General features: G+C 72.6%; 9 protein-coding genes, 2 pseudogenes and 1 riboswitch. Of the genes and pseudogenes, 3 read left to right on the forward strand and 8 right to left on the reverse strand.

Translation table 11 applies throughout. From position 1 onward, the window contains the following. Positions 1–5 precede the first annotated feature (5 nt). The 5 genes from ACGFIA_RS19220 to ACGFIA_RS19240 all read right to left on the reverse strand — a co-directional run bounded on the left by ACGFIA_RS19220 (position 6) and on the right by ACGFIA_RS19240 (position 5,001). Positions 6–752: an alpha/beta hydrolase gene (locus ACGFIA_RS19220; protein WP_357388893.1), complete on the reverse strand. Its 747-nt coding sequence runs from the start codon at positions 750–752 to the stop codon at positions 6–8. 226 nt (positions 753–978) lie between these two features. Beyond that, the gene (locus ACGFIA_RS19225) at positions 979–1,836 is read right to left on the reverse strand and encodes a C39 family peptidase (protein WP_357390858.1); all 858 of its coding nucleotides are present in this window, start codon (positions 1,834–1,836) and stop codon (positions 979–981) included. Positions 1,837–2,030: 194 nt separating this feature from the next. Next, positions 2,031–2,173, reverse strand: a riboswitch (cyclic di-AMP (ydaO/yuaA leader). A gap of 309 nt (positions 2,174–2,482) precedes the next feature. After that, the gene (locus tag ACGFIA_RS19230; RefSeq protein WP_357390856.1) at positions 2,483–3,241 is read right to left on the reverse strand and encodes a hypothetical protein; all 759 of its coding nucleotides are present in this window, start codon (positions 3,239–3,241) and stop codon (positions 2,483–2,485) included. Positions 3,242–3,370: 129 nt separating this feature from the next. After that, positions 3,371–3,712, reverse strand: coding sequence for a hypothetical protein (locus tag ACGFIA_RS19235; RefSeq protein WP_357390854.1), 342 nt, complete (start codon positions 3,710–3,712; stop codon positions 3,371–3,373). An 80-nt stretch (positions 3,713–3,792) separates the two neighbouring features. Beyond that, positions 3,793–5,001 (reverse strand): acyltransferase, encoded by a 1,209-nt coding sequence (locus ACGFIA_RS19240; protein ID WP_357390852.1) that lies wholly within the window; start codon positions 4,999–5,001, stop codon positions 3,793–3,795. A gap of 155 nt (positions 5,002–5,156) precedes the next feature. Between ACGFIA_RS19240 and ACGFIA_RS19245 the strand changes: the two genes are divergently transcribed. From ACGFIA_RS19245 to ACGFIA_RS19255, 3 genes are all read left to right on the forward strand, one after another. Then, positions 5,157–6,482, forward strand: coding sequence for a polysaccharide pyruvyl transferase family protein (locus ACGFIA_RS19245; RefSeq protein ID WP_357390850.1), 1,326 nt, complete (start codon positions 5,157–5,159; stop codon positions 6,480–6,482). 40 nt (positions 6,483–6,522) lie between these two features. Then, a complete protein-coding gene (locus ACGFIA_RS19250) occupies positions 6,523–7,158 on the forward strand; it encodes an alpha-ketoglutarate-dependent dioxygenase AlkB (RefSeq protein WP_357472183.1) in 636 nt (211 codons plus the stop codon). Between the two features lie 95 nt (positions 7,159–7,253). After that, positions 7,254–8,591: a solute carrier family 23 protein gene (locus tag ACGFIA_RS19255; RefSeq protein WP_357390846.1), complete on the forward strand. Its 1,338-nt coding sequence runs from the start codon at positions 7,254–7,256 to the stop codon at positions 8,589–8,591. Between the two features lie 374 nt (positions 8,592–8,965). Here the strand turns inward: ACGFIA_RS19255 and ACGFIA_RS19260 are convergent, their stop codons facing one another. The 3 genes and pseudogenes from ACGFIA_RS19260 to ACGFIA_RS19270 form a co-directional block, all read right to left on the reverse strand. Beyond that, positions 8,966–11,662: a DNA topoisomerase (ATP-hydrolyzing) gene (locus ACGFIA_RS19260; RefSeq protein ID WP_393261287.1), complete on the reverse strand. Its 2,697-nt coding sequence runs from the start codon at positions 11,660–11,662 to the stop codon at positions 8,966–8,968. A gap of 69 nt (positions 11,663–11,731) precedes the next feature. After that, a pseudogene (locus ACGFIA_RS19265) lies at positions 11,732–12,505 on the reverse strand (LAGLIDADG family homing endonuclease); the annotation flags it as partial. After that, positions 12,494–12,754, reverse strand: a pseudogene (locus ACGFIA_RS19270) (DNA gyrase subunit A); the annotation flags it as partial. The pseudogenes ACGFIA_RS19265 and ACGFIA_RS19270, both read right to left, overlap by 12 nt. Between the last annotated feature and the right edge of the window lie 9 nt (positions 12,755–12,763).

The following is a 12,763-nucleotide window of genomic DNA, read 5'->3' on the forward strand; positions in this document are numbered from 1 at the left end:
CCAGGTCAGAGGTACGGGTCGAGCAGGGCGAGCACCGCCGCCGGGTCCTCGACGTGCGCGTTGTGGCCCAGCCCCGGCAGCGTGGCAACCGGCACGCCCAGTTCCTTGAGCTGCGCGTCGGTCACCATCGGGTCCAGCTCGCCCCGGGCCAGCAGCACCGGCACGTCGGTGGCGGCCAGCAGCGCCGGCAGCCGGGGCTCCCCGACCGCGAACGCGGCCGGGTCCATGGCGAGCCGCCAGCGGCCGTCCTCCCGCCGCAGCCCCGCCTCCACCACGGGATGGTCCGGGGCGAACAGTCCGGCCAGCCCTGATACCCGCAGGTAGCGCCGGGCCGCCTCGTCGCGGGTGGCGAACCAGGTGACCGGCCGGGCGGCCAGCTCCGCCGACTTCGCCAGCTCGGCCGGGGACCAGACCGCCTTGATGCCGAGGCCCACCACCGCGTCGATCGGAAGACCCCGCTGCCGGGCGGCGAGCGCCAGCGCCACCACCCCGCCGAGCGAGTGCCCCAGCAGCACGAGCCGGTCGTCGGGGCCGAGCCGGACCGGGCCGAGCCCGTCGGCCACGCGTTGGGCCAGGGCCTCGAACGAGTAGCCGTGCAGCGGCGGCGACCAGCCGTGACCGGCCAGATCGCTGGCGAGCCAGCGGCCGGGCCAGCGGCGCTCCAGCAGCGGCGCCCAGGGCAGCCACACCTCACCGGTGGCGCCCATGCCGTGCAGGAGAACCAGATGCCGGTCACCCGTCGTATCGCCCATTGGCGCAGTCTGCCACCGCCCGCCCCGCCCCCGCGACACCGAACCCACCCCACCTCGGTCCCGCCCCGCCCTCACCCCCGCCCGTCGATCTTGCAGTTGCGGCCCCGCCGATGCCCGTTTTACCCCGCTGTGGAAGGGCCGAAAGTGCAAGATCAACGAGGGCGGAAGGTGGGACGGGGAAGGCCGGCACCCCCGGGGGGTGCCGGCCTTCGGGTTTGCGGACGGGTCAGGCGGAGTAGCCGCGGCTGGCGATCCAGTGCGCCAGGTCGATCGTGGTGACCCAGTACGACGGCAGCGACGGGTCGGCCGAGTCGGCGATCCGCACCATCCGGCCGTCGTTCTTGTAGCCCACCACCGCGACGTAGTGGCCACCGGGGAACGAGTGCCAGCCGCCGTTGGTGTCGGTGACGGTGCCGGCGACGTTCGCCACGACCGCGCGGCCGTTGCTGATCGCCTCGACCACGTCGGCCTGGAGCCGGTCCATCTGAGCCGGGCTGGCGGAGCCGGCGGGAATCATGCGGGTCCGGTACGGGTTGCCCTTGACCTGCTGGTTGAGCACCCGGGTGGTGTCCTCGGCCGAGTTGGTGCCCATCTCGGTGGTGCCGAGCGGACCGGCGAGCGCGTCCTGGCTGCGCTCGATGCCGGCGGCGCTGAGCGCGTTGCGCACGGCGGCCGGGCCGCAGTAGAAGTAGTTGGTCTGCGCCTGGTAGTCGTAGTCGAGCGACCTGCTCGACGGCGGCTTCGGCTTCGCCTTCGCCGTGGTGTCCGGGTCCGCCGACGCCTTCGCCGACGCCGACGCGCTGGGCGACGCGCTCGGCGCGGCCGAGGCACTAGGCGACGCCTGCGGGACGGCGATCCGGGCCTCGCCGCGGCTGGCGGGCTGCTCGCCGAGGCGGGCGGCGCCGAGTTCGGCGACCGATGCGGTGTTCTCCTGGACCGGCGCGTCGTCACCGGCGGTGGCGACGGTGCCGGCACCGGCGGCCAGCACGAGCGCGGCGGCCGATCCGGCGATGATCTGGTACGGGCGTTCGGTGACGATCCGTCGTAGCTGACGCTTCAGGTGGTGCTTCACGAAATCCTCCACGGGGCGTGAGCGGCGCACGCCGGCCCGGCACGCGGAGGAACTCACGCGTGCTGGCGGGGCCGGATGGCCGGGGGATCGGGAACGCCCGTGACGCCGGGCGCCCAGGGGGGCGGTTGCGGTCGCGCGTCAGGCGAGCGCGGGCACCGCGTTGCCGTGGAGGCGGGGGGACGATCGGGGGGTGGGCACGAGGTCGGTACTCCTTCCGTGACCGCCGACCGGGTTAGCTGACGGATTCGGGCGGGAAGTACGCCCTACCACGGGCCGTGGGCCCGCGGATTCACCCCGATGTTGCTTATGGGTCCCCGGTTCGTGAGACACGATTAGGCGGGTCGGTGCGGCGTCGCCGTCGGCGATCGGTTACCGCATCGACGCGCCGACACTACCGGCCGGTATTGCCCCCTGCCAAACGTCCCGACCTGCGTAAACGTGATCTGCGGTAACGGATTTCGGAACAGCCGGTTACTGACTTCACTCGATGGGACAAGCGGTTTTCACGTCACCCGGCGGCGGAAAGCGGACAGACTGCGAGCAGCCGGCCCGCAGTCGCGTGACTCGATGGCCCGTTCTGCGCCCGGCGCCCGATTCGACGGCCCGGGTCCCCGGGCCCGCAAACATCGCGGGTAACGATTCGGTCGAGACGCCCGTCTCAGCCCACCCGGGCCGGACGCCACCTGGCACGCCGCACCGGCGCGGGCACCGGCAGCGGGTTCGTCGCGGCGCTCCGGTACGCCGGGGCGGGCCACAGCGCCGCGGTGGCCGCGTACGCCTCGGCGGCGAGCGTACGGGCGGCCTCGGCGGCCAGTTCCGCGTCCCGCCAGGACTGCCGCTCCCGCGCGGCGGCGCTCTCCCACCCGGCCCGGCGCCCGTCCCGGACGATGCGGGCCAGCACGATCTCCTGGTCGGCCGGGTGCCGGCGCGGATCCCAGCCGTTGCGGCGGGCCAGCACGTCGGCGAGCTGGCGGGCGCTCAGGTCGCCCCGCCAGTGCGCCGTCATGGCGGCGTGGCGCAGCCAGCGCTCCCGGGTCGCGTACTCCGCGGGGGTTCGGGGTGTGCGCGGGGCGGCCAGCGCGGCGGTGCCGGCCAGGCGTCGGGCGGCGGCGTCCGCCTCGTCGTACGCGGTCCACGCCCGGTCCGCCTCGTCCTGCGCGGCCAGCCACTGCTCCCGGCGGCGCCGGGCGGTCTGGGCGGCCCCGGCGGCGGCCACCGCCACCTCCTCGGCGTACCGGATCAGGTCGTCGCGGCGGGCGGCGTCGGCCGGTTCGGCGGCGGCCTCCGGCGCGGCGTCGCGGTCGGGCCGGGCCACGAGCGCGGCGAGCAGGCCGAGGGCGAGCAGCAGCAGGAAGGACCAGATGGCGGCGGCCTCGGGCACGGAGGTGAGGAAGTGGTACAGAGCGGTCTGCGACATGGTCGGCACCTCACGGGAAGGACCTGGCGGGAGGACCCGCACGACCTCGCCGGGCGCCGTTGGGCCGCCGTGGCGGGTGCGGGGATGACGTGCGGTGGGTGCGGTGAACGGGCGCGGCCCGTGGGTGGATCAGCGGGCGGGCGGTGCCCGCGGGCCGGCCGGCGCGGCGGTCCGGCCGGCCGGGACCGGCTGCGGGTCACCCGGGACCGCCACCCGGGCGGCGGGTGCCGGGCCACCGGCGGGACGGGCGTGCCACTCGGCCACGCGGTCGGCCTCCGGCCGTGCGGCAGCCGAGGCGCCCACGGCCGGGTACGCCGGGACGGCGACCGCCGGAGCCGGAGCGGCGGCGACACCGGACGGCAGCGCGGCGGCGCCGAACGAGCAGGCGACGACCACGGCGAGACTGGCGAACATCCGGGCGGCCCAGCGCGCCACCCACCACACGGGGCAGGTGAGCGCGATCGGAAGCACGGGTACAAATTACCGCCGATCCCCCACCAACGCACCGCCGCACGGCGTGTCGCGGATCAACCGGCCGACGTGTGCGCGTGTCAGTCCGGGCGACGCCGCCCGGCGTACTCGACGCCCTCGGCCGGACCGGTCCCGGACGTCGCGCCGCCGTCGGCGGCCGGGGTGGCGGCGGGCCCGCGCGGAGCCGGCACGGCCGGTGCGCGCGACGCCGCGCGGGCCCGGCGGGACGGGCCGAGCAGGCGCATCATCGGCACCTCCACCCAGCGGTGCAGCGCGGCGGCCAGCGCGAGCGTGACCACCAGGAAACCGAGCACCGCGAGCGGGCCGCGCCAGCCGGGCAGCCCGGTCCCCCAGTGCCCGGTCAGCCGCAGCACGGTGACCATGACCAGCACGTGGACCAGGTAGAAGGCGAACGAGACCTCACCGAGCCAGACCATCGCCCGGGACCGCCACGGGGTGGACCGGCCGCGCACGTCGGCGTCCGCCGCGGCGGCGATGACCAGCAGGTACGCCACGGCGAGCAGGGCGGCCCAGAACTCGGCCGGGATCCACATCGCGGCGACCACCCAGGTGGCGACGAAGATGCCGGTGGCGGCGGCGAGGTTGGGTCCGCGCCAGCGGTGCCGGCGCATCAGCTCGGCGGCGGCCACCCCCATCCAGAACTCCAGCGACCGGGTCACCGGGAAGATCTGGGTGAACCACCACCGCTGCTCCTCCGGCACCAGGTGCTGGCCGGGCCACAGCGCCAGGATGAGCAGCGGCGCCGCGACCAGCACGGTCCGCAGCGCCCCGGTACGGGCCCGGCGCAGCCACGGCACCACGAGCGGCAGGCACAGGTAGAACGCCAGCTCACAGGAGAGCGACCAGCTCACGTTGTTGACGCTGTAGAAGTAGCCGCCCAGCGGGATCCACGCCTGGACCAGGAAGAAGTTGCCGATCGCCGCCCAGGGCACGACCGGGTCGGCGAACCAGGCCGCGATCGCCAGCGCCGCCACGAACGTCACCACGTGGTTCGGGTAGATCTTGGCGAGCCGCCGGCGCAGGAACGTCCACGCGCGTTCCCCGTCCCGGTACGACCAGACCAGCACGAACCCGCTGAGGATGAAGAAGAACTCCACACCGGAGAGGCCGAGGCTGAACGCCTTGTCCATCACCGGCTTCAGGTGCGGCTCGGCGATGATCCCCATGGTGCCGGCGTGGAAGGCGAAGACCAGCAGCGCGGCTACCCACCGCAATCCGGTCAGCGACGGCAGTCGTGGGGCACGGGTGACGGTCGGCGCGCTGGTCATTCCGGGCACCCTACCCCGGGGAACCGGGACGTTCCCGGCGAGCCGACGTCCAGCCGGTCGCCCAGGGGCGGCGGATAGGATTTCCCCTCCTGCACGCGCGGGCGCCCACCCGGCTCCCGCCGCACGCCGTGCCGTACGGAAGGTGAGCGAACCGGATGCACCAGCGGATCCTGCTCCGCGCCCGCAAGGGCGCGTTCGACGTCCTCACACCGGAGGAGACGTTCGCCGGCAACTGGATCGGGGACAACAGCGGCAACCTGGTCTTCAGCCACGCCGCGCACAAGCTGCTCGCCACCTCCACGGCCGAGATCACGCCGACCCGCAACCCGGCCGACCCGCGCCTGGCCGACGAGATCAACGAGCGGTACGACGTCTTCGTGGTTCCGCTGGCGAACGCGTTCCGCCGCAGCTTCGTGCACCGCCTGACGCCACTGACCCGGCTGATCGAGCGACTGAAGATCCCGGTGGTGGTGCTCGGCGTCGGCGTGCAGACGAACGTCGACGGCGACCGCGAGTACCTGCGGCCGATCGACGAGCCGGTGCGCGCGTTCTGCAAGGCCGTGCTGGACCGGTCGCACAGCATCGGCGTGCGCGGCGAGGTGACCGAGAGCTACCTCAACGCGCTGGGCTTCTCCGCGGTGGAGCAGATCGGCTGCCCGTCGATGTTCCTGCACGGCGACTCGTTCCACCTGGAGAAGACCCGCCCGGAGCTGACCGCCGAGTCGAAGATCGCGCTCAACATCTCCCCGTACGTCCGGTCGATGGCCCCGGTGGTCCGCCGCCACCAGGAGCGCTACCCGAACCTCTGCTACGTGCCGCAGGACCTGCGGACACTCGGCACCCTGCTCTACGGCGACGCGCCCGAGCACCGGGGCCAGAGCAGCGACATCCCGCTGCACACCTCGCACCCGCTGTTCGCCGAGGACAAGGTGCGCATGTTCGTCGACCCGTGGACCTGGTTCTCGCACCTGTCCGGCTACGACTTCGCGTTCGGCACCCGCATCCACGGCACCATCAGCGCGCTCGTCGCCGGCACGCCCGGCTACCTGTTCGCCCACGACTCGCGCACCCTGGAACTGGCCCGCTACTTCGGCATCCCGCACCGGATCATGCGGGACGTGCCGGCCGACGTCGACGCCGCCGACCTCTACGCGGAGGCCGACTACAGCGCGCTCAACGACGGCCACAAGGCCCGCTTCGAGACGATCACCGCGTTCCTGCGCAAGCACGACCTCGGCACCTCGTTCGCCGACGGCGACAGCGCCGCGCGCTTCGACCGCCAGGTCAGCGAGACGGTGTTCCCCCCGGCCGTCCGGCCCGCCGCCACCACCCCGCCGGCCGAGCTGCTGACCCGCATCGAGCGGCTGCGCGACGAGAACGCCAAGCTCACCGGCACCATCGACGCGCTGCGGTCGCAGCAGCTCCGGGAGCGGATCAAGCAGGCCGTCCCGGGCAAGGTCCGCCGGATGCTGCGGCGCTGACCGTCGTACGCCTGTTCGAGGGCACGGTACGATCGGCTGCGTGTCCGACGCGTACCAGCCCTCGATGCTCGACCTGGCCGAGCAGGGCCCGGCTCTGGGCCCGCTCGCCGGGGCGCTGCGCCGGCACGAGCTGAGCCGGGGCGCCTGGGTCGACCACCTGCCCGGCTGGGTGCGCGGCTCCGACGCGGTGCTCGACACGCTGCGCCACGACGTGCCCTGGCGGGCCGAACGCCGCACGATGTACGACACCGAGGTCGACGTGCCCCGGCTGCTCTGCTGGTACGCCGCCGGCCGGCCGCTGCCGCACCCGGTGCTCACCGCCGCCCGCGACGCGCTCACCCGGCACTACGCGCCCGAGCTGGGCGAGCCGTTCGTCACCGCCGGCATGTGCCTCTACCGCGACGGGCGCGACAGCGTGGCCTGGCACGGCGACACCCTCGGCCGCTCCGCGCACACCGACACCATGGTGGCGATCGTCTCGTTCGGCTCCCCCCGCGCGCTGCTGCTGCGCCCGCGCGGCGGAGGCGGCGGCAGCCTGCGGTTCCCGCTCGGCCACGGCGACCTCGTGGTCATGGGCGGCTCCTGCCAGCGCACCTGGGAACACGCGGTGCCGAAGACCACCCGCCCGGTCGGCCCCCGGGTCAGCGTCCAGTTCCGTCCCACCGGCGTCGCCTGAGCCCGGGCCGGGCCCACGACCCCGCAGGGCACCTGCTAGAAACAACTCTCAGGGTCGATCACGCCCCCGTCACCCGATGACGCGAAGGGCGCGCGATGACCCAGTCCCCCACTTCCCGCTGGTCCCCGTGGACACTGCACGGCGACGGCCGCCAGGTACGCCCCGGCGACGTGGTCCAGCCCGACGAACGGCTCTCCTGGCCGCGCACCGTCGGCGTCGGCGTGCAGCACGTGGTCGCCATGTTCGGCGCCACCTTCACCGTCCCGCTGATCACCGGCTTCCCGCCCGCCACCACGCTGCTCTTCTCCGGCATCGGCACGCTGCTGTTCCTGCTGATCACCGGCAACCGGCTGCCGTCGTACCTCGGCTCGTCGTTCGCGTTCATCGCGCCGGTGCTGGCGGCGAAGACCGACGGCGGCATCGGCGCGGCCCTCGGCGGCATCGTGGTCGCCGGCGTCGCGCTGGCGATCGTCGGCGTGGTGGTGCAGGTGGCCGGCTCCCGCTGGATCGACGCCCTCATGCCGCCTGTCGTCACCGGCGCGATCGTCATGCTGATCGGCCTCAACCTCGCGCCGGTGGCCTGGGACGGCGGCGGCTCCGGCACCGGCGTGAAGGCGCAGCCGCTGATCGCCGTGGTGACGCTCGTCGCGATCCTGCTCACCACGGTGCTGTTCCGCGGCTTCGTGGCGCGGCTGTCGATCCTCATCGGCGTGGTGGTCGGCTGGGTGCTCGCCGCGCTGACCGGCAACCTCGACCAGCAGGCGGTCAGCGGCCTGCGCCAGGCGGCCTGGATCGGTTTCCCCGAGTTCCACACGCCGAGCTTCGACGTACGCGCCGTCGTGCTGGTCATCCCGGTGATCCTGGTGCTGATCGCGGAGAACGCCGGGCACGTCAAGGCGGTCGCCGCGATGACCGGGCGCAACCTGGACCGGGACATGGGCCGGGCGCTGCTCGGCGACGGCGTCGCCACGGTGCTGGCCGGCTCCGGTGGTGGTTCCGGCACCACCACGTACGCGGAGAACATCGGCGTGATGGCGGCGACCCGCGTCTACTCCACCGCCGCGTACTGGGTGGCCGGCGGCACGGCGATCCTGCTCGGGCTCTGCCCGAAGTTCGGCGCGCTGATCCTGACCGTGCCGGCGGGCGTGCTCGGTGGCGCCACCACCGCCCTGTACGGCCTGATCGCCATCCTGGGCGCCCGCATCTGGATCGAGAGCCGGACCGACTTCCACGACCCGATCAACCTGTTCACCGCCGCGGTAGCGGTGATCATCGGTGCCGCCAACTACACGCTGACAGCGGGCGACCTGTCGTTCAACGGCATCGCGCTGGGCACCGCCGCCGCCCTGGTCGTCTACCACGGCATGCGCCTGATCGCCCGTCTGCGCGGCACCACCCCCGAGTCCCGTCAGTCCCCCGAACCCGAACTCTGACCCGCCCCCTCGCCCCGTTGATCATGAGGTTGACGGCACCCGGTATCCGTTTTGTCGCCGCCAACTTCATGATCGACCGTGCGGGCGGGCGCCCGACCGCCAGAACGCCCTCGGACGCCCCACTCCGGTGATCAAGGAGTTTGCGGACGTCAAGAGGCGCGGAAGACCCACAAACTTGCGGCCTTCTTCCGCTTCCGTTCGTCCCCAAACTCCTGATCACCGGAGCGGGCGGCCCGGTGGCAGCTCTCCGGGCGCTGGCGAATTTCGGGGCGCTCCGGCAACCCGGTCGCCCTCTCCCCGCCCGTTGATCAAGGAGTCCTTGATCAACCGAGGCTAGGCGAGAGGCGGGCGGGGTGCGCCGCCCGCCGCTGCCGTCAGTCTCGGTCGAGGTGGTGGCCGACGACCGTCGGGCCCAGCATCACGGCGAAACCGGAACCGTCGCGGCGCGGGTCGGCCGGGGGCAGTTCCACCGGGTCGCCGGTGGCTGTCGCACCCACCGGCCGCGGACCGATCCAGGCCACCGACAGGTCCTCCTCACCCTTGAGGAACCGCTGCGCTCGCACGCCGCCGGTCGCCCTTCCCTTCGCCGGGTACGCCTTGAACGGCGTCACCTTCACCGTCGCGCCGGTCGAGGTGACCACCATCGGCTCACCGTGCGCCGCGTCGTCGGTGCGAATCGCGCCGAAGAAGACCACCCGCGCGTCGCCTGGCAGGTTGATGCCGGCCATGCCCCCGCCCTTGAGCCCCTGCGGGCGTACCACAGATGCGGCGAAGCGCAGCAGCGACGCCTCCGAGGAGACGAACGCCAGCGTCTCGGCGCCGTCGGTCAGCCAGGTCGCGCCGACCACCTCGTCGCCGTCGCGCAGCGAGATCACCTCGAACTCGTCGGAGCGGACCGGCCAGTCCGGGGCGCACACCTTCACCACCCCCGCCCGGGTGCCGAGCGCCAGACCGGGCGAGCCCTGCGCGGACGGCCCCAGCGGGGCGAGCCCGACGACCGTCTCGCCCGGCTCCAGCGGCACCAGTTCCGCCGCCGACATGCCGCCGCGCAGCGACACCGTGCCGGACTGCTCCGGCAGCACCGGCAACGGCAACACGTCGATCTTGAACGCGCGCCCGGCGCTGGTCACCAGCAGCACGCGGCCCCGGGCGGTGGAGTGCACGATCGCGCGTACCGCGTCGTGCTTGACCCGGCCGCTGCGCCGGCGCGCCTCGGCGGCCTCCTCCGACTCGGCCGCGGTCCGTGCCACCAGCCCGGTGGCGGAGAGGATGACCTGGCACGGGTCGTCGGCGACCTCCAGCGGACCGGCGGGCACCGAGGCGGCGAGCACCTCCTTGAGGTCGCCGTCGACCAGCGTGGTGCGCCGCGGCGCGCCGAACTGCTTCACCACGGCGGCCAGCTCGTCGGAGACCACCTTCCGCAGCACCTTCGGGTCGTCCAGGATCTTCGACAACTCGGCGATCTCGCCGCGCAGCTTCTCCTGCTCGGCCTCCAGCTCCAGCCGGTCGTACTTCGTCAGCCGGCGCAGCGGAGTGTCCAGGATGTAGCTCGCCTGGATCTCGGAGAGCTTGAACTTCTGCATCAGGCCGTCCTTGGCGGCCTGGGCGTCCTCGCTGGCGCGGATCAGCTTGACCACCCGGTCGATGTCGAGCAGGGCGATCAGCAGACCGTCGACCAGGTGCAGGCGCTCCTCCCGCTTGCGCTTGCGGTACGCGCTGCGCCGGGTCACCACCTCGTAGCGGTGCGCCAGGAACACGTCGAGCAGCTCCTTGAGCCCGAGCGTGCGGGGCTGGCCGTCGACGAGGACCAGGTTGTTCACGCCGAAGGACTGCTCCAGCGGGGTGAGCCGATAGAGGTCGGCCAGCAGCGCCTGCGGGTTCACGCCGACCTTGCACTCCACCACGAGCCGGGTGCCGTTCTCCCGGTCGGTGAGGTCCTTGACGTCGGCGATGCCGGTCAGCCGCTTGGTCTTGTTCACCTCGTTGGTGATGGCCGCAATGACCTTCTCGGCGCCGACGCCGTACGGCAGCTCGGTAACGGTGATGGCCTGCCGGCCGCGGCTGCCCTCCAGCGGGCCGATCTCCACCCGCCCGCGCATGCGCACCACACCGCGCCCGGTCTCGTACGCGCGGCGCACCTCGTCCAGGCCGAGCAGCAGCCCGCCGGTCGGCAGGTCGGGGCCGGGCACGAACTCCATGAGCTTGTCGAGTGTGGCGTCCGGGTGGTTGATCAGCCAGCGGGCGGCCTGGACCACCTCGCCGAGGTTGTGCGGGATCATGTTCGTCGCCATGCCGACCGCGATGCCGGACGCGCCGTTGACGAGCAGGTTCGGGAACGCCGCCGGCAGCACCGTGGGCTGGGTCAGCGAGCCGTCGTAGTTCGGCTCGACGTCGACGGTGTCCTCACCCAGCTCGCCGACGAGCAGCATCGCCTCCCGGGACATCCGGGCCTCGGTGTATCGCGCCGCGGCCGGGCCGTCGTCCGGGCTGCCGAAGTTGCCGTGCCCGTCGATGAGCGGGACGTTGAGCGAGAAGTCCTGCGCCAGCCGCACCATCGCGTCGTAGATGGCGGTGTCGCCGTGCGGGTGGTACTTGCCCATACAGTTGTGCACCACGCGGCCCTCCGCGACGAACGCGTGTTCGTCGGAGCCGACCTGGATATCGTACGTGGTGTCGGCAGGAATCCGCTCGACCGACATCACCCGTAGGAAGGATCGGCCCGAAAGTGCCTCGAGCCGTCTCGCGAGCGGAGACCCGATGCGCCGGAGTTTTCGGATCCATCCATCCCGCTCGGCACGCCAGAGCGGGAATGAACGCTCCGACAGCGGCACGCCGTTACGGTCCTTGCCGTAACGGATCTGGCTACCCGCGCCCGAAAGTGATGATCGGAACGCCTTGCCGGCCTCGTCCCGGAACCAACCGCCCCCCTGGTGGGCGTCGGCGAATTCCTTGATCACCCGCGCGTACGGCAGCCGGTCGTTGCCCTGCTTGCCGCCGTACTGATAGGTCAGGTCCACCACCTTTTCCAGACCTGCGATCTTGTAACCGATCCGCACCCAGGGCAGCAGCATCTCGGCCAGAGCGGCGGCATCACGCCCGCTGAAGGACAGGCCGAGAAGGCGTTGAAAGCCGTCTCGTGCGCTGGTCCAGTAGTGCCCGTGCAAGCCCAGGTCGGCCAGCATGGAGTTGATCTGCCGCACGAGCGTCTCGCTGGTACTGACGAAGACGATCTCCCGGAAGCGCTTGCGGACATAACCGTCACCGTCGAAGAATCCGGCAAGGAAGGGGGCCCATGCCGAGCGGTTCTCGAGGACATCACTCGGCACACGCTTGGCACTGCTCAGCGGTCCCCCCGCTTCGAGCAGGCCCTCGTGCCTCGCGAACGTGACGATGTGCTGATCGCGGTGCCGCGGATCAGTCGCCGTCCTCTTGCCTCGGCTGACGTTGAGCCCGTTGGCGATCGCCCAACCATGTGCGACGTCGAGCGGTTCGACGTCACACATGTGCACTCGCACACGACCGTCAGCCGAGCGAGCCCGGTCGACGGCGAAGCCCTCCGCCACCACCAGCCCACGGACGTAGTCGTAGGGAGTGCCGCCGGGGGCGGCGGCTTTCCTGCGGGCACCGCCGTACGCGAGCGTGAGGTGCCCGGTGAGTTCGGACGCCTCTACCCAACGAACGGACAGGTCCTCGTCGACCACGCGAAAACGCTGACCCGGCGTGACCGACATGGTGTGCCCGTTGTCCCAGGTGACCCGAACCAGCTCCGACTGCGGGTTTCGGTAGGCCGCCACGACCGGAGTGGCGACTCCGTCGCCGTCGAGCACCGTGTCGCCGACCTCGATCGACTCGATCGGCCGAAGACCGGTCGGTGTCGACACGAGCGTCCCCGCGACGAAGCAGTCGCCGACGATCCGGGCGCTCTTGACGTGGCTGCGGTCCGGCCGGTGGCCCTGCTCGTACATCGACCACAGGATGCGCCGGTGCACCGGCTTGAGCCCGTCGCGCGCGTCGGGCAGGGCGCGGGAGTGGATGACCGAGAACGCGTACTCCAGGTAGGAGTCCGAGACCTCGGTGACCAGCGGGTTGTCGAAGACGCGGGCGCCGGCCTGGTCGAAGGCGGCCAGGTCCGCCTTCGCGCGGTCGTCCTTGCGGCGTGCCATGGTGTGCGT

Origin of the sequence: Micromonospora sp. NPDC049203, assembly GCF_043197215.1 — a bacterium.
Classification (GTDB): Bacteria; Actinomycetota; Actinomycetes; order Mycobacteriales; family Micromonosporaceae; genus Micromonospora.